Annotated in this window: 17 protein-coding genes and 1 pseudogene; 4 read left to right on the forward strand and 14 right to left on the reverse strand. The window is 74.9% G+C overall.

The window, feature by feature from the left end; all coding sequences use genetic code 11:
• Nucleotides 1-305: 305 nt before the first annotated feature.
• Together ZF1_RS24625 and ZF1_RS24630 are read right to left on the reverse strand one after the other, a co-directional pair.
• Nucleotides 306-1,043: pseudogene (locus tag ZF1_RS24625) on the reverse strand (hypothetical protein); the annotation flags it as partial.
• On the reverse strand, nt 1,040-2,500 hold the full coding sequence (locus ZF1_RS24630; RefSeq protein ID WP_482638443.1) for a hypothetical protein: 1,461 nt from the start codon (nt 2,498-2,500) through the stop codon (nt 1,040-1,042). The pseudogene ZF1_RS24625 and the gene ZF1_RS24630, both read right to left, overlap by 4 nt.
• Before the next feature lie 148 nt (nt 2,501-2,648).
• Here ZF1_RS24630 and ZF1_RS24635 point away from each other — a divergent pair, with 148 nt between their 5' ends.
• Nucleotides 2,649-3,170: a PepSY domain-containing protein gene (locus ZF1_RS24635; protein ID WP_482638444.1), complete on the forward strand. Its 522-nt coding sequence runs from the start codon at nt 2,649-2,651 to the stop codon at nt 3,168-3,170.
• Nucleotides 3,171-3,229: 59 nt separating this feature from the next.
• On the opposite strand, the gene ZF1_RS24640 is transcribed toward ZF1_RS24635, so the two are convergent.
• The 7 genes from ZF1_RS24640 to mftF form a co-directional block, all read right to left on the reverse strand.
• Nucleotides 3,230-3,538 carry a hypothetical protein gene (locus ZF1_RS24640; protein WP_062398168.1) on the reverse strand — a complete coding sequence of 103 codons (309 nt, stop codon included), beginning with the start codon at nt 3,536-3,538 and terminating at the stop codon, nt 3,230-3,232.
• Nucleotides 3,535-4,551 carry a P1 family peptidase gene (locus ZF1_RS24645; protein WP_350591022.1) on the reverse strand — a complete coding sequence of 339 codons (1,017 nt, stop codon included), beginning with the start codon at nt 4,549-4,551 and terminating at the stop codon, nt 3,535-3,537. The genes ZF1_RS24640 and ZF1_RS24645 overlap by 4 nt, the downstream gene beginning before the upstream one ends.
• Before the next feature lie 76 nt (nt 4,552-4,627).
• Complete coding sequence (locus tag ZF1_RS24650; RefSeq protein WP_350591021.1) at nt 4,628-5,344, reverse strand: SRPBCC family protein; 717 nt, start codon at nt 5,342-5,344, stop codon at nt 4,628-4,630.
• Between the two features lie 89 nt (nt 5,345-5,433).
• Nucleotides 5,434-6,285 carry an FAD binding domain-containing protein gene (locus ZF1_RS24655; RefSeq protein WP_350591020.1) on the reverse strand — a complete coding sequence of 284 codons (852 nt, stop codon included), beginning with the start codon at nt 6,283-6,285 and terminating at the stop codon, nt 5,434-5,436.
• Entirely contained in the window at nt 6,282-8,765 is a 2,484-nt protein-coding gene (locus ZF1_RS24660; protein ID WP_350591019.1) for a xanthine dehydrogenase family protein molybdopterin-binding subunit, read from the reverse strand. Before ZF1_RS24660 ends, ZF1_RS24655 begins: the two co-directional genes overlap by 4 nt.
• A 1-nt stretch (nt 8,766) precedes the next feature.
• Entirely contained in the window at nt 8,767-9,282 is a 516-nt protein-coding gene (locus ZF1_RS24665; RefSeq protein ID WP_482638445.1) for a (2Fe-2S)-binding protein, read from the reverse strand.
• A gap of 383 nt (nt 9,283-9,665) precedes the next feature.
• Nucleotides 9,666-11,159, reverse strand: a complete 1,494-nt coding sequence (mftF, locus tag ZF1_RS24670) for a mycofactocin biosynthesis glycosyltransferase MftF (protein ID WP_482638446.1) — start codon at nt 11,157-11,159, stop codon at nt 9,666-9,668.
• Between the two features lie 96 nt (nt 11,160-11,255).
• Here mftF and ZF1_RS24675 point away from each other — a divergent pair, with 96 nt between their 5' ends.
• Complete coding sequence (locus ZF1_RS24675; RefSeq protein WP_350591611.1) at nt 11,256-12,389, forward strand: alkaline phosphatase family protein; 1,134 nt, start codon at nt 11,256-11,258, stop codon at nt 12,387-12,389.
• 7 nt (nt 12,390-12,396) lie between these two features.
• Here ZF1_RS24675 and mftE read toward each other — a convergent pair whose 3' ends face one another.
• From mftE to mftA, 5 genes are read right to left on the reverse strand one after another with little or no spacing between them, the layout of a single operon-like run.
• On the reverse strand, nt 12,397-13,119 hold the full coding sequence (gene mftE, locus ZF1_RS24680) for a mycofactocin biosynthesis peptidyl-dipeptidase MftE (RefSeq protein ID WP_482638447.1): 723 nt from the start codon (nt 13,117-13,119) through the stop codon (nt 12,397-12,399).
• Nucleotides 13,101-17,762, reverse strand: coding sequence for an oxidoreductase (locus ZF1_RS24685; protein WP_482638448.1), 4,662 nt, complete (start codon nt 17,760-17,762; stop codon nt 13,101-13,103). Before ZF1_RS24685 ends, mftE begins: the two co-directional genes overlap by 19 nt.
• Before the next feature lie 11 nt (nt 17,763-17,773).
• Nucleotides 17,774-19,009, reverse strand: a complete 1,236-nt coding sequence (mftC, locus tag ZF1_RS24690; protein ID WP_100878817.1) for a mycofactocin radical SAM maturase — start codon at nt 19,007-19,009, stop codon at nt 17,774-17,776.
• A 37-nt stretch (nt 19,010-19,046) separates the two neighbouring features.
• Nucleotides 19,047-19,358, reverse strand: coding sequence for a mycofactocin biosynthesis chaperone MftB (gene mftB, locus ZF1_RS24695; protein ID WP_062398180.1), 312 nt, complete (start codon nt 19,356-19,358; stop codon nt 19,047-19,049).
• Entirely contained in the window at nt 19,348-19,434 is an 87-nt protein-coding gene (gene mftA / locus ZF1_RS24700; protein ID WP_060710386.1) for a mycofactocin precursor MftA, read from the reverse strand. Before mftA ends, mftB begins: the two co-directional genes overlap by 11 nt.
• 158 nt (nt 19,435-19,592) lie before the next feature.
• Here mftA and ZF1_RS24705 point away from each other — a divergent pair, with 158 nt between their 5' ends.
• The gene (locus ZF1_RS24705; protein ID WP_073576620.1) at nt 19,593-20,729 is read left to right on the forward strand and encodes a GNAT family N-acetyltransferase; all 1,137 of its coding nucleotides are present in this window, start codon (nt 19,593-19,595) and stop codon (nt 20,727-20,729) included.
• 134 nt (nt 20,730-20,863) lie between these two features.
• A complete protein-coding gene (mdo, locus tag ZF1_RS24710; RefSeq protein WP_100878819.1) occupies nt 20,864-22,135 on the forward strand; it encodes an NDMA-dependent methanol dehydrogenase in 1,272 nt (423 codons plus the stop codon).
• Nucleotides 22,136-22,189 lie beyond the last annotated feature (54 nt).

Consider the following 22,189-nt stretch of genomic DNA (forward strand, 5'->3'; position numbering starts at 1 on the left):
TCACCCCCGACACCGCTCTGCACGAACTCGCTTACCGGGTAAGCGAGTTCCACGGACACGGGGCCCTCGACCGAGCCGACCGAGCCGTCGGTCCCGGCACCGTTCGCCCCGTTCACCGGATGAACGATGTCCGAGGAGGTCTCCCCCACAGGCTGCCTCGCCGCGGGTGCCGGATCGAGTGCCGACGACGGCCCGGCCGTCTCCCCCGACCCCGGCGGATCGTCGAGGTCGGGCGCGCTTCCCGTCCCGGCCGCGCTCTGAGCACCGGACCCGGGCGCGTCGAACACGCCGTCGTGCTCGGTCACCAGGGTCCCGGCGGCGGTCGCGGCGGGCAGGACGTTCAGGGCCAGCAGCTCGTCGAAGGCCCGCTGGGCCGCGAGCTCGCGCACCTGCACCTGGTAGCGCGGCGTCGTCCGGTAGGCGCCCTCCGCGCCGACCGGGACGAGGAAGCCCTGGTCGGCGAGGAACCGCAGCGCCTTGCCGACGATTCCGCGGGTGGTGGACTCCCCGACGCGGCCGTCCTTGGTCGCGGTGGCCTCCGGGCGACGCTGCCAGACCCGCCAGACCTCCTCGAGCTGCGGGGCGTCGGACTCGGGGTCGGCGGGACCCGCGGCACGCTCGTTCAGCACCCGGCAGGCCTCGCGGACGGCGCCGTCGACGAGCTCCACCGAGACCCGGCCGACGTAGGAGTCGTCGCCGAGGTCGTCGGGGCGGGGGAAGGCCAGCGCGGCGACGGCGAGGTGCGCGATCCCGTGCAGGACCTTGTCGGCGCCCCGGTTGGCCAGGGCGGTGCGGCGGGCGTACTCGTCCATCCGGATCTCGAACACCGAGCCCTCGGTCGCGGCGAGCACGATGCCCGGGCCGGTGTCGACGGCCAGCACCACCAGGCCCAGACCGGACGCGACGCGCTGCACGGTCGTGCGGAACTCGTCGTCCTCCCGGTAGCGCCGGACCAGGTCGGCGTAGTCGGGGTCGCGGCCGGGCAGCGCCTTGGGGCGCATGCCGTAGCCGACCAGGCGGGCCGCGGTCTCGGTGTCACTCATGTCTGCGCCGTCCGTCGGTTCGTCTGTCCGCCCTGCACCCCGGCCCGCGCCAGCAGCAGGTCCGCGCCGCCGAACTCGGGGTCGTCGAGGACCGTCCCGTCGTCGACGGCGACCAGCACCGACGGGTCGCCCTGGGTCCGTGCCGTGGCCACCGCCGTCCCGACGGCGTGCATCGCCCGCAACGCGACCAGCTGCGGCAGGTCCGCCCCGGCCGCGCGGGCCGCCGCGAGCGCCGCGGACAGCCGCACCGGGTGCTCGACGTCGGCGGGCAGCACCGCGTCGGCGGCCGCCCACGTGTCCACCCCGAACCGCTCGCGCGGCTGCGGCGCCAGCTCCGGCTCGGGAACCTCGGCGCCGAACGGGTCACGGTCGCTCGGCGGTGTCAGCAACGTCTCGACCAGCCCGCCCAGGCTCGGCACCGACGGGTTCCGCACCCCGGCCCCGGCACCGAAGTAGCCGGTCACCGGGTCGTGCGCCGCCTCGACGGTCAGCGCCAGCGACGGCCGCAGCAGCTGCCCGAACACGTCGACGGCGGCCCGCTTCGGCTTCCCGGAAAACTGCTGGCGGTCCTGCTCGGCGCGGAACGACGCGCCCGCCTCCTGCAACCGTGCCTGCAGCTGGGTGTGTCGCTGGATGCAGTCGTCGACGACGGTCACCAGCTCCGCGGCCTGCCTGCGGCGCCCGGGCTCGGTGGCCTCGTCACGGGCGTCGGCGATGTTCGCCTTGATCATCGTCTCGGCGCGGTAGCGGGATTCGATATGGGTCAGTGCCTCGTCGAGCAGCTGCGGGACGGCGTCGAGCCAGTCCACCGAGCGGACGTCGCGCCGGGTCGCCTCCAGCTTGCGCCGCAACGACTCGGCGTACTGCACGGTCCGGTAGCGGGCCTGCTCGGCCGCCAGCCGGGCGTCGCCGAGACGACCGCGGACGATCAGCGTCTCCAGCTTCGTCTCGGCGGCCTCCTGGGCCGACTCGACGTCGGTGTCCAGCGCCCCGACCAGCACGTTGATCGCCTCGTCCGAGGCGCGCAGGTAGATCCCGCCGTCCGGGGCGGCCACCTCGACGAGCAGCTTGAAGTCGAACCGGCGACGCACGTAGCGCCCCTCGTCGTCGGTCGTGCCGTACTCCACGGCGAACCCGCGGTCGATCGACCCCACGTTGATCAGGTTGTCGATCACCCACTGCGCGACGCGGACGTACTCCGACCGCGGCGCCCCCGGCACCTGCGCGCCCACGAACGGCAGCAGCCGCCGGACGACCTCCGCGTGGTCGGCACCGTGGTCGAAGTCCATGGCCAGGGTGACCTGGTCGATCGCCTGCAGGCCGATCTCGGCCATCTGGTAGCCGGTCGCGTCCCAGTCGAGCCGCCCCTTGCGGGCGTCGAGGTCGTGCAGCGGCGCCGTGCAGGCCAGGGCCTTCAGCCGGCGCGCCACTCCCTCGTCCGGGCTGATGGTCGACACCCCGACGACTGTAGTTCGGCCGCTCCGGGCCCTAACGCCGCCTTAGGGCTCACGCAGCGCGACCTTGGGGAGGGCGGCGGCACAGTTCCCACCAGCATCCGGGTCGCACCGACCCGGACCAGCCGGAACCTCTCGGAGGAAGATCACCGTGCGTACCCCGCTCACCGTCGCCGCCGTCGCCGCCACCGGTCTCCTGCTCGTCGGCGGGGGCACCGCCCTCGCACTCGGCGCGGGCGGCGCCCCGGACGAGCTCACCGTCGTCCCGACCGGCGCCGCGATCGCACGCACCGCCGACCTGCTGCCCCCGGAGCTGCCCCGCACCGCCGTGCCCACGGCACCCGCGGCCGCCACCGCGCCCGCAGCCCCCACCCCCGCCCCGCCGGCGGTCGACCGCGCCGCCGCCGAGCGCGCCGCCCTCGCCGCCGCGGGCGGCGGGCGGGTCACCGAGGTCGAGTTCGACCGGGCCGACAGCGACGACGACCGACACGACGACGACCGCGACGACGACCGCAGCCACGGCCGGGACCACTGGGAGGTCGAGGTCGTGAACGGCACCACCGAGCACGATCTCGACATCGACGCCGCCACCGGCCAGGTCCTCGACCACGACGTCGACCGGCACGACGGCGACGACCGGCACGACGACCGGCACGACCGCGACGACGACTGAACCGGCGCCGGGACCGGGGGCCGGCGGGACCCGGGTCACGGGGCCCGCCGATCGGGCGGTCAGCCCCGGCCCGCGGTCCCGTCGGCCGCGGCCAGCACCGTCGCCCGCAGCAGCTCCCGCTCCCCGGGCGGGGCCACGGCGTCGAGCAGCTGGTCGAGGGTGTGGCAGAGCGTGTAGTAGCCGCTGAGGAACGACACGGTCCACCCGTCGTCGAACGCGCGCACGTCCACGCCCCGCACCACGTCGTTCACCGCCCGGGCCGCGGCCCGCCGCCGGGGCAGCCCCACCAGACGCACCGCGTCCGGGTCCGGCGCCGACGGCGGGCGCGGGGCGCGCGGTCGCCCCAGCCACGGGTTGGGCGCGCTCACGGGCCCACCAGGAGCGACGAGTACGACGGCCGGTCCGGCGCCGGTTCCGCCGCGAGCAGCGCGTGCGCCACCGCCCGCGCCGTCACCTCCGCCGCGGCCGCCTGCAGCGCGAACACCCCGGCGACGTCCGGTGCGGCCCGGGTGCCCGTGGCCAGCGCGAACGCGCAGTCGCCGTCGCGGATCGTGTGCACCGGCGAGATGGACCGGGCCAGGCCGTCGTGCGCCATCGTCGCCAGCCGGGTGCAGCCGACCTTGTCCAGGGCCGCGTCGGTGCCGACGACCACCAGCGTCGTCGCCGTCCCCAGCGGGTTCACGTGCCCCGCGTACAGCTCGGCGAGCCGCTCCGGCGGGGCGAGGGCCGGGGCCACCCCGGCGGCGAACTCGCCCGGCAGACCGTGCCGGGCGCCGTACACCTCACCGGTGGCCGGGTCCGCGGCCGCACCGGCGGAGTTGAGGACGACCAGGGCCGCGATCGTCGTCCCGGCGGCAGAGCCCTCGGTGAGCACCGCGGACGCCGACCCGATCCCGCCGCGCAGCCCGCCGGACACCGCGCCGGTGCCCGCCCCGACCGAACCCTGGACGACCGGGCCGGCGTGTGCGTCGTCGTAGGCGGCCGTGCCGGTCGCCGCGGTCGGGCGGACCCGGGGGTCACCGCCGCGACCGAGGTCGAACACCACGGCGGCCGGCACGATCGGCACGACGGCGCCCGGCACCGGGAACCCCTCGCCGTCGCGCTCCAGCCGGGCCATCACGCCGGACGCGGCGTCGAGACCGAAGGCGCTGCCCCCGGACAGGGTGACGGCGTGCACGCGCTGGACCGTCGCGACCGGGTCGAGCAGGTCGGTCTCCCGGGTGCCGGGCGCGGCGCCGCGCACGTCCACGCCGGCGACCGCGCCGCCCGGCGGGGTCAGCACGACCGTCGTCCCGCTGCGGGCACCCGGCCCGTTCACCGCCGCGTGCCCGACCCGCAGGCCCTCGACGTCGGTCAGCCCGTTCCGCTCGCCCGCTCGCACCGCTCCATCCTGCCCCGCAACGCCACGGGCCGGCACCGCGGAACGCGGTACCGGCCCGGAGGGACGTGCGGGGGACTCAGCCCTTCGCGCCGCGCAGACGCCGGATCAGCACGACCAGCAGCACGAGCGCGCCCACGCCGCCCAGCACCGGCCCGAGGCGCTTGAGCACCGGGGCACCCGCCGAGTCGAGCAGGTCGATGGCCTCGACCGGGCTGCTCTGCGGCTGGTAGGTCCGCTTCACCGGGGCGGGCGCGGCCTGCTCACCCGGGCCCGGCGGGACGGCCGGGATCGGGCTGGTCTGGTCGGCCGCGTGCTTCGGGCCCGCGCCGTTGGACGTCGCCGCACCGGGGCCGGTCAGCTTGTCCGCGACGCAGCTCGAGAACTGGCCGATGATCTTGTCGGCGACGTCGGAGATGACACCGCGACCGAACTGGGCCGGACGACCGGTGACGGTCATGTCGGTGACCATCGTGACCGAGGTCTTGTCCGGGCCGTCGGCGACCATGGTGCCGGTGACGATGGCCTTCGCGGTGCCGTTGCCGCGGGCGTCGCGGCCGGACGCGTCGATGACCACCTTGTGGTTCGCGTCGTCACGCTCGATGTAGGTGCCCTTGCCCTTGTACGTGAGCGAGATCGGGCCGAGCTTGACCTTGACGGTGCCCTGGAACGAGTCGCCCTCGTACTCGGTCAGGGTGGCCCCGGGGAAACACGGGGCGATGAGCTCCGGGTCGTTGAGGGCCTTCCACGCGTCCTCGATCGGCGCCGCGATCGTGAACTTGTTCTCCAGTTGCATCTTCTCTGCCCAGCCTCCTCGAACGAACGCCGGCGCCGGTCCCGGGGGTTCCGGGGCCGGCGCCGGCGTCGGTGTGTTCCTCGGGTACGTCAGCCGGCCGCGGCCAGCACCGCACGACCGGTGAGAACCTTCGCCAGGTGCTCACGGTAGTCGGCGGCGGCGTCCGCGTCACTCGGAGCGGACGTGCCCTCGAGCGCGTGCTCGGCGGCCGCCTTCGCGACGTCCGGACCGGCCGCCTTGCCCACCAGGGCCGCCTCGACGCCGGTCGCCCGGATCGGCACGTTGCCCATGTTGGTCAGGCCGACGCGGGCCTCGGTGATGGTCCCGCCGTCCACCTTCAGCGCCACGGCGACGGCCACCATCGACCACGCCTGGGCGACCCGGTTGAACTTCTCGTAGTGGCTCTTCCAGCCGGTCCGCTTCGGGAACCGGACCATGGTGAGGATCTCGCCCTCGCCGATCGCGGTCGTGAAGTAGTCCTGGAAGAAGTCCGCCGCGGTCACCAGGCGGGTGCCACCGGCACCCAGGATGACGAACTCGGCGTCCATCGCCAGGGCGGCCGCGCCCAGGTCACCGGCCGGGTCGGCGTGCGCGAGCGCGCCGCCCAGGGTGCCGCGGTGCCGGACCTGCGGGTCCGCGACGGTCTCGGTGGCCCGCGCGATGAGCTCCACGTGGGTGTTCACCAGGTCGTTGCGCATGACCTCGTGGTGGGTGGCCATCGCGCCGACCATGACGTACTGGTCGTCCTCGCCGATCCGCTTGAGCTCGGGGATGCCCCCGAGGTCGATGACGGTGCTCGGCGCGGCCATCCGCAGGCGCAGCACCGGCAGCAGGCTCTGCCCGCCCGCCAGGATCTTCGCGTCCTCACCGGCCGACTGCAGGGCCGACACGGCCTCCTCGACCGAGGAGGGCCGGACGTAGTCGAACTTCGCCGGGATCACTGGACCTCTCCCTTGGGGTTGTTCGGGTCGATGGAACCGAGGCCGGCGCCGGGCGCGTGGGTGTCGCTCGGGGTCTCCTGCGGGCTCTTGCCCTTGGCGACCTGCAGGGCACGCCACACGCGCTGCGAGGTGGTCGGCATGTCGATCTCGTCGACGCCGAGGTGACGGACCGCGTCGAGCACACCGTTGAGGATGGCCGGGGTCGAGGCGATGGTGCCCGCCTCGCCGACGCCCTTCACACCGAGCGGGTTGGACGTCGCCGGGGTGGAGACGGTCTCGGTGGTGAAGCTCGGCAGGTCCGCCGCGGACGGGATCGTGTAGTCGACGAACGTGGCGTTGACCAGGGTGCCCTGGTCGTCGTAGTTCGCCTCCTCGAACAGGGCCTGCGCGATGCCCTGGGCGAGACCGCCGTGCACCTGGCCCTCGACGATCAGCGGGTTGATGACGTTGCCGATGTCGTCGACGCAGACGTACTTGCGCAGCGTGACCCGGCCGGTGTCGGTGTCGACCTCCATCGCGGCGAGGTGCGTGCCGTGCGGGTAGGAGAAGTTCTCCGGGTCGAAGACGGCGTCGGAGTCCAGCGACGGCTCCATGCCCTCCGGGTAGTCGTGCGCCATGAACGCGGCGAACGCGATCTCCTGGATGGCCTTGCCCTTGTCGGTGCCGCGGACGGTGAACTGCCCGTTCGCGAACTCGATGTCGTCCTCGGACGCCTCGAGCAGGTGCGCGGCGATCTTCGTCGCCTTCTCGATCACCTTGTCCGCGGCGTTGACGATGGCGACACCGCCGACGACCAGCGAGCGCGAGCCGTAGGTGTCGAGGCCCTTCGGCGCCACCTGGGTGTCGCCGTGCAGGATCTCGACGTCCTCGAACGCGACGCCCAGCTTGTCCGCGACGATCTGCGAGAACGCCGTCTCGTGGCCCTGGCCGTGGGCGGAGGCACCGGTGGTGACCTCGACCTTGCCGGTGGCCAGCATCCGGATGCTGGCGGCCTCCCAGCCGCCTGCGCCGTAGTCCAGCGAGCCGAGCACGCGGGACGGCGCGAGGCCGCACATCTCGGTGAAGGTCGAGATGCCGATGCCCAGCTGGACCGGGTCGCCGGAGCGGCGGCGCTCCTCCTGCTCACGGCGCAGACCGGCGTAGTCGAACAGGTCCATCGCGCGCTGCGTGGCCTGCTCGTAGTTGCCGGTGTCGTAGGTCAGGCCCACGACGGTCGTGAAGGGGAACTCCTCGTGCTTGATCCAGTTCTGCTCGCGCAGCTCCATCGGGTCGCGGCCGAGCTCGACGGCGAGCTCGTCCATCATCCGCTCGATGGCGAACGTCGCCTCGGGACGGCCGGCGCCGCGGTAGGCGTCGGTCAGCGTCTTGTTGGTGAAGACGTTGGAGCAGGTGAACTTCAGCGCGGGGATCTTGTAGATCGCGTTGAACATGAACGCGCCGAGAATCGGCACACCCGGCCCGACGAGGCCCAGGTAGGCGCCCATGTCGGCGTAGAGGTGGACGTCGAACCCGGTGATGGTGCCGTCCTTCTTGGCGGTCATCACGAGGTCCTGGATCTGGTCCCGGGCGTGGTGCGCGGTGAGCATGCACTCGCTGCGGGTCTCGGTCCACTTGACCGGCTTGCCCAGCTTCTGCGCGAGCAGCACGCAGAGCATCTCCTCGGGCAGGACGCCGATCTTGCCGCCGAAGCCGCCGCCCACGTCGGGGGCGATGACACGCAGCTTGGACTCCGGCACCCCGAGGGTCACCGTGGTCATGGTGCGCAGGATGTGCGGCACCTGGGTCGCGGCCCAGATGGTCAGCTGCTCACCGGTCGGGTCCACCACGCAGGAGCGGGGCTCCATGAACGCGGGGATCAGGCGCTGCTGGCGGAAGCGGCGGCGGACGACGACGGAGTCGCTGTCGGCCTCGGCGGCCTTGATGGCCTCGGCCACGTCGGCACCGGTGCCGGCGGCGGCGGAGTCGAACACCCAGGTCGCGGAGACGTTGGTGCCGAGGTCCGGGTGGACCAGCTCGGCGCCGTCCTGCGCGGCGGCCTCCATGTCGAGGACCGGGTCGAGCGGCTCGTAGTCGACCTCGACGAGCTCGGCGGCGTCGCGCGCGGCGGCGGCCGACCGGGCGACGACGACGGCGACGCCCTCACCGGAGAAGTTGACGCGGCCGACGGCGAGCACCGGGCGCTGCGGGGCCTTCTGGTCCGGGGTGATCGGCCACGCGCAGGGCATGCCGACCTCCTCCGCACCGAGGTCGGCCGCGGTGTAGACGCCGAACACACCCGGGGCCTTCTCGGCCTCGGACTTGTCGATCGAGGTGATGGTCGCCCGCGCGATCGTCGACCGGACGACGGCGATGTGGACGGTTCCCGGAGGGGTGATGGAGTCGGTGTAGCGGGACCGGCCGGTGATGAGGCGCTGGTCCTCCTTGCGGACCCGGGCCTTGCCGATCTCGCCGGTCGTGGTGGGTTCGGCGGTCGTCGTCACGTCAGTTACCTCCCGCAACCGGGGCGGCCTGGCCGGAGGGCTGAGCGGCTCCCGGCTTCATGTTCTTCGCCGCGGTCTGCACGGCGCGCACGATGTTCTGGTAGCCCGTGCAGCGGCAGAGGTTGCCCTCGATGCCCTCACGGACCTCCTGCTCGGACGGGTCGGGGTTGTCCCCGAGCAGGTCCACCGAAGCCATGATCATTCCCGGCGTGCAGTACCCGCACTGCAGGCCGTGGCACTCGCGGAAGGCCTCCTGCACCGGGTGCAGCTGACCGTCGCGGGCGAGACCCTCGATGGTGGTGACCTCGGCGCCGTCCGCCTGGACCGCGAGCACCGAGCAGGACTTCACGCTCTGCCCGTTGAGATGAACCGTGCAGGCACCACAGTTGCTGGTGTCGCAGCCGATCAGCGTCCCCGTCTTGCCCAGCGTCTCCCTCAGATACTGCGCGAGCAACATGCGGGGCTCGACGTCGTCGGCGTAGTTCACGCCGTCGACGGTGACCCGGACCTCTGTCATGAACTCTCACTCCTCGTACGCGACCACGCACGCTCCGAAGCGCGGGGTCTGACCGGGGACTTCGTCCGAGGAACGCCGATCGCCGTCGCCTGTCTCGCGACCACGCCGGCGCGCCCGGAAAAGTTGCCGCACGTCTCGTGTGGCAGCGCCCACATCACACTCCCGATCTTCCTGGGGTGCAAGGAGCCGGGACCGGGGCGACCGGAGGTCGACTGGCGTGGTGCCGACGTCACGGCGACAGCCTGTCGTGCGCAACCGCAGGCGCGGAGAAGGTGGGCGAGAGGCGCCCTCAGAATCGGATCCGTGACGCAACACGAATCACCCGTTCAGACCAGTCCTGATGGAGTGGTGCAACGCCGGAGGTCAGGGAAGCCTAACCTGCGTCAGGGTCGTGCGCCAGGACCGGTCGGCCGCAGCGGGGCGGAGGTCCGGTGCTCGACGGCCCCCCACCACAGACCGGCACCGTAGGCGAGGTCGTCGAGCCGGTGCGCGAGCAGGTGCAGCAGCGGCCCGGTCCGGACCCGCGGGTCACGGTCGCGGTGGCGCCACCAGTCGGTCAGCCCCTCCGCCAGCGCCGCCGCGACGACCGCGCGGCGGGCCCGGCGCGACACCAGGCAGGCGAGCGCGGCGACCGGCCAGAAGTGCCGGGTCAGCGCCGACGCCGTCTGCCACAGCGCCCCGGACAGGCCGAGCGCGGTGAGCAGGGCCGCCCCGCGCCGCGGGTGGTCGAGCCGAGGCAGCTTCCGGGACAGCCGTTCGGTCGCGACCCCGGTGACGACGGCGGCGAGCGCCGTCGCCCCCCGCCGCTGGGCGAGCAGGAGCAGACAGACCGCCGCCGTCCAGGGGGAGAGGATCACCGGCGGCACCGCCCCGGGGTGCCTGCGCGCCAACGGCGCCGCCCCGGTGCCGTAGAACGCCTTGCGCCGCAGCCACTCCCCCGGGTGGGTGCGGTGCTCGTGAGCGACCCGCGCGACGGGTTCGAAGCGCATCGCCCAGCCGGCCGCGTGCAGGCGCAGGACGAGGTCGACGTCCTCGGCGACGTGCATCCGCGGGTCGAACGCGACCGGCCCGACCGCCGACACCCGGACGAGCATCGCCGCGCTCGGCACGTAGGCGACACGGGACCGCGGCACGATCAGTGCCGGGTCGGGGCCCAGGTCCAGCGACGACCGCACCGCCTCGTAGCGCCCGACCGCCCCGCGCAGCCCGCCGCCCCGTTCCGGGTCCGGCGCCACGATCCGCGGTGCGACGAGACCGACCGCGGGGTCGGCGAGGTGGGCGAGCAGCGGGGGGAGCCAGCCGGGTTCGGGGACGACGTCGGAGTCGAGGAACACCACGAACGGGGTGGTCGCGGCGGCGAGGCCGGCGTTGCGGGCGGCCGCCGGGCCGCGCGGGGTGGCGTGCCGCAGGACCGTCCCCCCGGCCCGTTCGACGGCGCGGCGCAGCGGTGCCGGGTCGGTGGACCCGTCGTCGACGACGACCGGGCCGGCCACCCCGGTCCCGGCCAGCGCGGCGAGGAGCCGGTCCAGCGGCCGGTCCTTCACCGGCACGACGACGGTGACCTCGGCCGCGGTGATCCCGGCCGGGGCGTCGGGGACGGGGTGGGCGAGCCCGGCGTCGAGCAGGGTGCGGGCCAGGGACCGCTCGGTGGGACCGGTGACGACCAGCGGCCGCCCGGGGGCGGGCAGCAGCGCGCGGGCCCGCGCGGACAGGTGCACCAGCCGGGGCGGGGCGCCGCCGAGCAGCGCCGCGCCGCCGTCGAGCCGCCGGGTGCGACGGTCGAGCACCACCCGGAAGCCGTCCGGGAGCCGCCGGTCCGCCGGGCCCGAGGGGGTCGTGGCGGAGGGACGGTCGGGGTCGGTCCGGGCGGCGGTCACCTCCGGGAGCCTTCCATCCCCGGCCGCCGCGGGTCGACACCCGCACCTGCCCGATCGGCGTGGTCCGCACGGGTCCCGCCGGGCAGACTCCGGGGCATGCCCGAGGTCCTCCCCCGCTACGGCTCGGCGACGCTGGCCGACGTCCTCCCCGCCCTGCTGCACGCGATCGGCGCCCCGCTCGACGACCGGCCGCCTGCGTTCGGGCTCCCGCGGGCAGGGGCGGCGGTGCTGCTGCTCGTCGACGGGCTGGGCCACGAGCTGCTGCACGCCCACGCCGCCGACGCGCCGGTGCTGGCCGGGCTCGCCGACGCCGGACCGCTCACCGTCGGGTTCCCCTCGACCACCCCGATCAGCCTGACCTCGCTCGGCACCGGGCTGCCGCCGGGCGCGCACGGCACGCTCGGGCTGCGGTTCCGCGTCGACGGCGAGCTGCTCGACGCGCTGGGCTGGTCCTCGGGCCGCCGGGATCTGCGGGAGCGGCTCGTCCCGGAGCGGGTGCAGCCGGAGCCGACCGTGCTGGAGCGGGCCGCGGCGGCGGGCGTCGCGGTCCGGTCGGTGTCGCCGCTGGAGTTCCGGACGTCCGGGCTGACCCGGTCGGGGCTGCGCGGCGGCGAGTACCGCGGGGTCGCCGCGCTGGGCGACCTGGCCGTGGAGATCCTCGCCGGGGTGGAGGGCCCCGGCCCGCGGCTGGTCTACGGCTACCACGCCGACCTGGACAAGGTCGGCCACCTGTACGGCCCCGGGAGCCCGGCGTGGCGCTGGCAGCTGCGCCAGGTCGACGCGCTGCTCGCGATGCTGCTGGAGGCACTGCCCGCGGGGACCCTGCTGGCGGTCACCGGCGACCACGGCATGGTCACCGTCGACCGGACCGTCGACGCCGACACCACCCCGGCGCTGTCCGACGGCGTGGCGCTGCTCGGCGGGGACCCGCGTGCCCGGCACGTCTACACCGAGCCCGGGGCGGCGTCCGACGCGCTGGCCGCCTGGCAGGCGGTGCTCGGCGACGACGCCGCCGTCGTCAGCCGGGAGGAGGCGGTGGCCCGGGGCTGGTTCGGGCCGGTCACCGACCGGGTGCTCGACCGGGTCGGCGACGTCGTCGCCGCGCTGCACGGGACGGCGGCGGTGGTCCGGAGCGAGGCGGAGCCGTTCCTGTCCACGCTGCCCGGCCAGCACGGCTCGTTCACCACGGCCGAGCAGCTCGTGCCCCTGCTGGTGCACCCCGCGGCGTGACCCCGCGCTACGCCGGCGGCGGGCGGAGGCGTCCGGTGCCGGGGTCGGGGTCCCACGCGGTGACCGCCGCGGACGCCGTCGCCGTGATCGCCGCGAGCAGCCGCAGCCCCTCCCCGGCCGACGCGCCGGCCGGGTCACCGAGCACGCCGTTCGGGCTGACCGCGGCGATCCCCCCGGCCCGCAGCTCCCCGATGACCTCGCGCAGCGGCCGGGTGTCGCCCACCTCGGCGCGGTCGGCGCGGACCAGGCCGGGATGCAGGTGGGCGAGCAGCGAGGTCTCGTAGCGCCCGGCGTGGGCGTCCAGCAGCACCCCGGGGACGTCGGCGACGCAGGACAGCCAGCCGGCGTCGCGGCCCTCGTGGCGCAGCAGGGTCACCGCCGAGCGGAGCGCGGCGACGTTGCCGCCGTGCCCGTTGAGCAGCACCAGCCGCGACGCCCACCGGCACGCCGAGCGGCCGTACTCGACGAGGACGGTGCGCAGCGCGTCCTCCCCGATCGACACGGTGCCGGGGAAGCCCTCGTGCTCACCGGCGGCGCCGTAGGGCAGGGCGGGGGCGAGGACGAGCCCCGGGTCGGCGTCGTGCAGCGCCGACGCGACCGCCGACGCCACGGCGGTGTCGGTGCCCAGCGGCAGGTGCGGGCCGTGCTGCTCGGTGGAGCCGACCGGCACGAGCAGCGTGTACGCCGCGGCCGGGTCGAGGTCGGGCCAGGTCAGATCCGCGAGGAGCACGGTCCCAGCCTGCCCGCTCGGGCCCCGGTCCGGCGCGGCGCGGTCGGCGCGAGGTCGACGAGGCGGCCCTCACGGATCGCGGCGTCGAACCGGCGCGGGGTCAGCGCGTCGCCGATCCGGTGCACCGGCCACGGCCCGCCGGCCAGCGCGGCCCACAGGCGGGTGGCGGGGACGGTGGCCGTCGCAGCGACGACGGCGCCGACGTCGCGCCGCTCGGTGCGGCCGGTCGGGTGGTGCAGCAGCTCCACGGTGCAGTCGGGCTCGGCGCCGCTCTGCTCGCTGCTCTGCTCACCCCTGCGCAGCACCCCCAGCACGGCGAGGTCGGTGCTGCAGCGGATCCCGGCGGCGTGCGCGCGGCGGCGGAACCCCTCGCGGTCCAGGGTGAGCCCGAGGTCCTGCCCGACGACCAGCGCCGGGGTGACGACCTCGACGGCGTGCCCGCGGGCGGCGAGCAGCTCGGCGACCGAGGTGGCCTGGTGGAACCCGAGCTCGTCGACGACGAGCACCGGGCCCGCGGGCAGGCGCACCCCGGCCAGCACGTCGTCGACGGGGACGGTCAGCCGCGCCGGGTCCCACGACGGGACGGCGGGCACCGACCCGGTGGCGACGACGACCGCCGCGGGCTCCAGCTCCTCGACGAACCCGCGGTCGACGGTCGTGCCGTACCGGATCTCGACCCCGGCCGCGTGCGCCTCGCGCAGCAGGTCGGCGACGACGTGGCCGAGCTCGGCCCGCCCGGGCGCGGTCGCCGCGAGGGCGAGCCGTCCACCGGGGGTGCCGGCCCGTTCGGCGAGCAGCACCCGGTGCCCGCGCCCGGCGAGCGCGGCGGCCGCGGCGAGCCCGGCCGGCCCGGCCCCGACGACGAGCACCCGCCCCGCGCCGGGATCGGCGGCCCGGGCGGGCGGGACGAGCCGTTCGCGCCCGGCGGCCGGGTCGACCGCGCAACCCAGCGGCAGGTTCAGCCCGACCCGGCCGATGCAGTCCTGGTTGCACCCGACGCACCGGCGTACCGGGCGTCCGGTGAGGGCCTTGTTCGCGAAGCCGGGGTCGGCGATCTGCCCGCGGGCGACGCCGACGAGGTCGCACTCCCCACGGTCCAGCGCCGCGGCGGCCTGGGCGGGCGTGGTGAACCGGCCGACCCCGATCACCGGGAGGTCCGCCCCGGCGGCACGGACGGCGCGGCGCAGGGTCGCGGCGAGGTGCCCGGCGTAGCCCGGCGGGGTGTGCATGGACGGCTCGATCAGGTGCAGCGTCGAGGTGGCGACGCCGATCGAGGTGTTGAGGTGGTCCACCTGCCCGGTCGCGGCGAGACGGCGGGCGAGGTCGGCGCCGTCGGCGGGGGTGATGCCGCCCTCGATGCGCTCGTCGACGCCGATCCGCAGGCCCAGCACCGGGTCCGGGCCGATGGCCGCGCGGACGGCGGCGACGACGTCGAGCACCAGCTTCGCCCGGTCGCTCCCCCAGGCGTCGGTGCGACGGTTGGTGGCCGGGGACAGGAACAGCCGCAGCAGCGAGGCGTGCGAGCACTGCAGCTCGACGCCGTCGAACCCGCCCTCGACGCAGCGCGCGGCGACGTCGGCGAAGGCGTCGACGACCGCGCCGATCCCGGCCGCGTCGAGCTCGGCGGGGACCTCGCGGAACATCGGGTCGGGCACCGGTGAGGGCCCGACGACGGCCGTGCGCGAGTACATCCCCGACCCCTGCGCGCCGTTGTGGTTGAGCTGGGCGAGGACGAGGGCGCCGTGGGCGTGCACCGCGTCGGTGAGGGCGCGGTAGCCGGGCAGCACGGCCGGGTCGTGGCCACGGATCAGCCGCTCGTAGGGCCGGTCGCCGGGGTGGACCGCGTGCTCCTCGGTGATCACCAGTGCGGCGCCGCCCGCGGCGCGGGCCGCGTAGTAGGCGGTGTGCCGGTCGGTCGGCATACCGCCCTCGGCGAAACCGGTGAGGTGGGCGGTGAAGACGATCCGGTTGCGCAACGTGGCGCGGCCGAGGCGCAGGGGGTCGCCGAGCCGGGGCCGCGGGGGTTCGGGGTCCGCTGTCTCCGGCATCGCGACCGCGGTGGGCCCCGGACGAGGTGTCACGCGTCCGCGGGGCCCGGCGGGCGCGGACCCCGGGAGCACGGACCTCAGGAGCTCGGACTCCGGGAGCACGGGCGTCGGGAGCACCGCGGGCGCGATGGCCGGGGGCAGCGGCAGAGCCGCACCGGCTCCGGTCACGGCGCACGGCCCGACTCCGGCCGGGGCCCCGGTCCCGGCCGCGGTTCGGACTCCGGGCGCAGCTCCGGTCGCGGGCCCGGCCGTGATGCCCGCCGAGGCGCCGACGCCCGTCACGGCGAAGGCGGCCCGCCGCCCCTCCCGCACCGCTTCGGCGAGCGTCCGCGGCGCCACCCGGTCACCCGCGACCGCGCAGCCGGGGAGCGCAGGCAGCGCGTCCTGCGGCAGCCGCGGTCCACAGTCGACGACGACCGCGCACGGCACGGTCGTCACCGCCCCGGTGTGGACGTCCACCAGCTCGGCGACGCCGCCACGGACGACCCCCGGCCGGGTGAACAGCGCCCGGCGGACACCGGCCCGTTCCAGCCGCGCGTTCGCCGCGGCCATGTCGCCGCAACGGCCGAGCTGGTGCCCGGCGACGGCGTCCGGCGTGGCCAGGACCACGGGATGCCCGGCAGCGGCGAGCAGCTCCGCGACCCCCGATCCGGTCCAGTCCCCGAGCGGGTCGACGACGAGCACCGGCGCGTTCCGCGGAACGCGCGCGGCGGCGAGCACCGCGACGACTGCGTTACGGTGCCCGCCATGGAGGTTGTCGTCGTCCTGTTCTGGCTGGTCATGGCGTTCGCGTTCTTCTACGTCCTCCACCACGTGGTGCGTCGCGCGGTCCGCGCCGGGATCGCCGACGCCCTCAGCCGCACCGACACCGCGCCCGGCAGCGGCCGGGACGACGACACGGGCTGACCGCGCCACCCCCGCGCAGAGTTCCGCCGCGGTGAGCACCGGGACGTCCGCGTCGACCACCGGCGGCGACGGCCGGGACCCGGTCGCGAGCACCACCGTCTCCCTCCGTGCCCGGGCGGCGCCGAGCGCGGCGGTGTCCACCTCGGATCCCAGCACGACCCGGACGCCGAGCCGGTCGAGCTCCGCGGCCCACCAGGGCACCGGCAGCGCGAGCCGGTCCCGCCCGGGCAGTACCGCGGCCGCGGGGAGCAGGCCGCCGAGCCGGTCGGTGCGCTCGTGCAGCGTCACCGGGTGCCCGCGCAGCGCCAGTGTCCGGGCCGCCTCGAGCCCCGCGGGCCCGCCGCCGACGACGAGCACCGGCCGTCGCGCTCCCACCCCGCGTTCCGCATCGCGGTGTCCGGGGCCCGCCGCGGCGTCCGGACCGCGTTCCGCGGAACGCGACGGGTCCGGGTCCGGGTCGGTCCGTTCGTGTCCCGACCGCGGTTCCAGCTCGTCCCCGACCACGGGGTTGCGCGGGTCCCGGGCCGCGGCGAGGGCGTTCGTCAGCAGGCACGGCCGGATGCGCTCCGGCGTCCCGGCCCGGGTCAGCGCGACGAGCCGCGGGTCCGCGACCTGCGCTCTCGTCATCTCGACGATATCCGCGTCGCCGCTGCTCAGGGCGTCCTCGGCGAGGGCCGGGGTGACGACGCTGCCGGCCAGGACGACCGTCGTCGCACCGCCGAGGGCACGCCGCAGCCCGCCGCACCGGGCCCGCAGGAACGCCTCGGGCGTGTGCAGGTCCGGCCGGGTCGCGGCGATCGACAGCGCGCTCCCGACGACGGGGACGAGCAGGTCCACCCGGTCGGCGACGGCCCGGGCGAGGGCGAGGCCGTCGTCGGGGGTGATGCCGGCCCAGGGGGCGAGCTCGTCGACGCACAGGCGCAGCGCCAGCAGGGGGTCCGGCCCGATCGCCGCCCGCACGGCGTCGAGGACCTCGCGCAGCAGCAGGGTGCGGTCGCGGCCGTACGCGTCGTCGCGGTGGTTGGTCAGGCCGGAGCAGAACTGGCGCAGCACCGAGTGCTGCCCGGCGGAGATCTCCACACCGTCCACACCGCTGTCCACAGCCGCGCGGGCGGCGTCAGCGAAGCCGCGGACCACGGCGCCGATCTCCGCGGCCCCCATCGCGACCGGGACCTCGCGGGACACGACGTCCGGGACCGGCGACGGCGCCCACAGCGGGTGCCCGGAGTGCGCGGAGCTGCCCTGCCCACCGGCGTGCGCGAGCCCGGCCAGCACGAGCGTCCCGTGCGGCCGGCACGCCGCGACGACCGCCGCCCACCCGGCCGCGGCGGGCACCCGCGCGCCGTCCCGGTCGCCGAGATGCAGCTCAGCGGGCGCGAAAGATCCACAACTCCCGCTGAGCTGCATCTCGACGCGCCCCGACGCCGCGGCCGAGCCGGGCGACGCGGCAGGACCGGGCGACGCGGTGGGGAACGCGGCGGGGGCGTAGGCGTAGGGGTGGTCCGAGGCGTGCACCGACGCCGGCTCGACCACGACGATCCCCGCACCCCCGGCGGCCCGCGCCGCGTAGTAGGCGACGTGGTCGGCCGTGATCCCGCGTGCGGCGTCGCCGAGGTTGGTCTCGTGCGGCCCGAACAGCACACGCGACGGGGCCCGCCGACCACGCAGGTCGACGGGCCCCGTCAGCAACAGGTCCGTGGTCAGCTCCCGGCGACCGGCTGTGCCACGGGCACGGCGTCCGGTGCGAACCCGGCGAGCGGGTTCTCGTCGCAGGCCCGGTCCGGCCGGCGCGGCGGCGGGGTGAGCGAGAGCATCGTCGGCTGCTTCGGCGCACGGGTGTTGCGCGGCGCGGAGCGCGAGTGGTCGACGTCGGACTTCGGGATGACCGTCCCGCCGTCGCGCGCGGCCAGCATCGCCTCGCCGTAGCCCTGCACGCACTCCGGGTCCGGGCCGTCGAGCGGCAGGCCGGTGAAGAACTTCGCGGCCATGCACCCGCCCTGGCAGGTGTCGTAGTGCGGGCACGACGCGCACGCCCCGCCGGTCTGCGGCTGGCGCAGCTCGGTGAACAGCTCGGAGTGCTCCCACACCTCCTTGAAGCCGCCCTCGTCGCGGACGTTGCCGGCCAGGAAGTTCTCGTGGATGGCGAACGGGCAGGCGTAGACGTCACCCACCGGGTCGATCAGGCAGACCACGCGGCCCGCGCCGCACAGGTTCAGCCCGGGCAGGGCCTCGCCGTAGGCGGACAGGTGGAAGAACGAGTCACCGGTCAGGACCTGGTCGCCGTGCGCGACCAGCCAGTCGTAGAGCTGCTTCTGCTGGGCCTGGGTCGGGTGCAGCTCGTCCCAGACGTCGGCACCGCGGCCGGACGGGCGCAGCCGGGTGATGCGCAGCTGGGCGCCGTACTTGTCGGCGATGGCCTTGAACTCGTCGAGCTGGTCGACGTTCTCCCGGGTCATCACGACCGAGATCTTGGGATGCTTGAACCCGGCCTCGGCGAGGTTCTCCAGCGCGGTGATCGCGGTGTCGAACGAGCCCGGGCCACGGACGTAGTCGTTGACCTCGGCCGTCGCGCCGTCCATCGAGATCTGGATGTCGACGTAGTCGGTCGCGGCGAGCTGCGCGGCCCGCTGCTTGTCGAGCTTGACGCCGTTGGTGGAGAACTTGACGCCGACGTCGTGGGCGATGGCGTAGTCCAGCAGCTCCCAGAAGTCCGGGCGCACGGTCGGCTCGCCACCGCCGATGTTGATGTAGAAGACCTGCATGCGCTGCAGCTCGTCGATGACGGCCTTGGCCTCGGCGGTGCTCAGCTCGCGCGGGTCACGCCGCCCGGAGCTGGACAGGCAGTGCACGCACGCGAGGTTGCACGCGTAGGTGAGCTCCCAGGTCAGGCAGATGGGCGAGTTCAGGCCGTACTGGAAGTGGTCGACCAGCTTCACGGGCACCTCACTGTGGTGGTCGGCGGGGCGGGCGGGACTAGCGGGCGACGATCGTGCGGGACTTCAGCAGTCCGGCGAGGGCACGCAGGTAGGCGTCGTGCTGGGGCTCCTCGACGCCGGCGGCACGGACCGCCGAGCGGGCGTCCGGCTGGTTCTCCAGGTCGCGCACGACCGAGACCAGCTGGGGCGTCTTGAGGAAGGAGAGCTTGCGGGTCACGAAGTCGTACACCAGGGCGCCGAAGGGCTCCGGACGCAGCGAGACGCTCTCGCTGAGCCGGTACGGCGCCGCGGGGTCGAAAGCCCCCGCGGCGCCGTCCGGAACCGTGGTGTCGAGGGGCTTAGTAGACACCGCACATGCCGTCGATGGAGACCTCCTCGACGAGGGTCTCCTCGGTCAGGGCGTCCTCGTTCTGGTGCTCGCTCATGCGCAACCTCCGCTGGATCCGACTCTCGGCGAGAGAGGTGGTGAACCGCCCCGCCGGCCGGCGGTGGCAGCGGATCGGACGCTATTGGCACCCGGTGCCGGAAATCAATACTCGATGTCCACGCCCGTCCGATCGGACGGGCGTGCAGGCTGTCTCCCATGACGGTCGGGACGGTCCTGCTGCACCTGTGCACCCCTGGTGAGTGGCGGAGGTGGCTCGGCACCGGAGCCGTGGCGCCCTCCTCCCTGGACGAGGTCGGGTTCGTGCACCTGTCGACGCCCGACCAGGTCGCCCTGCCCGCGCAACGCCTGTTCGCGGGCCGGACCGACCTGGTCCTGCTCGTCCTCGACCCGGCCCGGATCGACGTCGCCAGGGTCGACGTCCGGTGGGAGCCGGGGGTGCCGACCGACCCGGCGTCGATGCGGTTCCCGCACGCCTACGGGGCGGTGCCGGCGTCGGCGGTGCTGATGGTGCTGCCCTACCGCCCCGGCCCGGACGGCTTCGCCGCACCGGAGGTCCCCGACCCCGGCGCGGCGGCGCGGGCGATGGGGTTCGAGCCGTCGATGCTGCGGCGCGGCGCGACCGCGGAGGAACCGGTGACCGGCGGCGTCGCGGTCCGGACCGACGCCTGGCCGGTGTCGCGGATGCACAACCAGCTGCTGCTCGGCCGACCGGACCGCACCGACCCGGCCACCGTGCTCGCCGAGGCCGACCGGGCGCTCACCGCGCACGGCCTGCACCCGGGGGCGCTGCTGTGGGGCCCGGGCGCGGACGAGCTCGCCGACGGCCTCCGCGCCGCCGGGTGGTCGGTCTCGGCGAACGAGGCCATGACCGCCCCCACCGCGACCGGCGCGGCCACGGGTGCCGACGCGGCGGCGGTCACCGAGCTGGACCACCACGAGCTCCGCGGGTTCCGGCGCGCCTGCTGGGCCCGGGACCTCCCCGGCGCCGGACCCGGGGACCTCGACCAGCTGGTCGACCGCGACACCGGCGACGACCGGGTACTGGCCCTGCACCGCCTCGCCGTCGTCGCCGACGACCGGGTGGTGGCGGCCGCGACGCTGCGTCGCGACGGGGCCACGGCCTGGCTCGACGCCGTGGAGACCGATCCGGCCCACCGCGGCCGCGGGCACGGCCGGGCGCTGCTGGCCCGCTCCCGCGAGCTCGCCGCCGAGCACGGCTGCGACCTGCTCGCGCTGGGCGCGGACGCCGCCGACTGGCCGCGGGACTGGTACCGGCGCAGCGGTTTCACCCCGGTCGGCACCCACCTCGAGGCCTCCGCCCCACGCCGGTGACCCCTCCGGACGGAGGGTGGACCCGCCCCGGCGAACGACCGGGTGGTCAGGTACCCATCCGTAGCTGTTGCCAGTAGTTCGCAACAACCAGGGTTGTGCTCGTCCGTCAGCCGACGAAGCCGTCGAGGAGAGTCATGGCCATCGAGCTCAACCAGATCTGGGACTTCCCGATCAAGGAGTTCCACCCGTTCCCGCGAGCCCTGCTGGGCGTCGGCGCCCACGACATCCTCGGCGTCGAGGCGAAGAACATGGGGATGACCCGCGCCCTGTTCGTCACCTCGGGCCTGCGCGGCTCCGGGATCGTGGAGGAGCTCAAGGGCAAGGTCGAATACCAGGGCGTCGACGTGGTCGTCTACGACCAGGTCGAGTCCAACCCCAAGGACTACAACTGCATGGACGCCGCCGCGCTCTACACGAGCGAGAAGTGCGACGGCATCATCTCGATCGGCGGCGGCTCCTCGCACGACGCCGCCAAGGGCGCCCGCGTCGTCATCGCCCACGACGGCCGCAACATCAACGAGTTCGAGGGCTTCTCGAAGTCCACGAACATGGAGAACCCGAAGCACATCGCGGTCTCCACCACCGCCGGCACCGGGTCCGAGACCTCGTGGGCGTACGTCATCACCAACACCAGCGACATGGACAACCCGAAGAAGTGGGTCGGGTTCGACGACGCCGTGGTCGCCACCCTGGCGCTGGACGACCCGCTGCTCTACTACAGCTGCCCGCAGCACTTCACCGCCTTCTGCGGGTTCGACGTCCTCGCCCACGGGTCCGAGCCGTACGTCTCGCGGCTGGACTTCGAGCCCTCGCTGGGCAACGCGATCTACTCGATCGAGCTCGTCGGGCGCTACCTGCGCGAGGCGGTGTACGAGCCGCGCAACCTCGAGGCGCGGTCGAAGATGATGCACGCGCAGTACATCGCGGCCCAGGCGTTCAACTCCGGCGGCCTCGGCCTGGTGCACTCCGCATCGCACGCGGTCTCGGCGTTCTTCGACACCCACCACGGCCTGAACAACGCCATCGCCCTGCCGCGCGTGTGGGAGTACAACCTGCCGTCGCGCTACGAGCGCTACGCGAAGATCGCCACCGCGCTCGGTGTGGACACCCGCAACATGACGACCGTGCAGGCCGCGGACGCCGCGGTCGAGGAGGCCATCCGGCTGTCCAAGGACGTCGGGATCCCCGACAACTTCGGCGCGCTGCGGTCCGACAGCTACGACAAGAACCGGATGAACACCGGCAAGTACTCCGGTGTCGGCGACACGATCCCCACCGACGGCGACACCGTCCACCGGATCGCGGAGCACATGATGGGCGACTACTGCACCCCGGGCAACCCCCGCGAGTGCACGGTCGAGGCGCTGGTCCCGATGGTGGACCACGCGTTCAACAAGTCCTACTAGGACGTACCGCCCACCCGCCGTCGCGCCCGGATCAACCCCCGGGCGCGGCGGCGG

It is taken from the genome of Pseudonocardia sp. ZF1, assembly GCF_056835605.1.

Excerpts from the sequence above, each read along its gene's own strand:
- ZF1_RS24650 (WP_350591021.1), bottom strand. The coding sequence starts at position 5,344 with ATGCAACTGGAGAACAAGTTCACGATCGCGGCGCCGATCGAGGACGCG.
- ZF1_RS24665 (WP_482638445.1), bottom strand. The coding sequence starts at position 9,282 with ATGACAGAGGTCCGGGTCACCGTCGACGGCGTGAACTACGCCGACGAC.
- ZF1_RS24675 (WP_350591611.1), top strand. The coding sequence starts at position 11,256 with ATGCCCGAGGTCCTCCCCCGCTACGGCTCGGCGACGCTGGCCGACGTC.
- mftA (WP_060710386.1), bottom strand. The coding sequence starts at position 19,434 with ATGAGCGAGCACCAGAACGAGGACGCCCTGACCGAGGAGACCCTCGTC.
- ZF1_RS24705 (WP_073576620.1), top strand. The coding sequence starts at position 19,593 with ATGACGGTCGGGACGGTCCTGCTGCACCTGTGCACCCCTGGTGAGTGG.
- mdo (WP_100878819.1), top strand. The coding sequence starts at position 20,864 with ATGGCCATCGAGCTCAACCAGATCTGGGACTTCCCGATCAAGGAGTTC.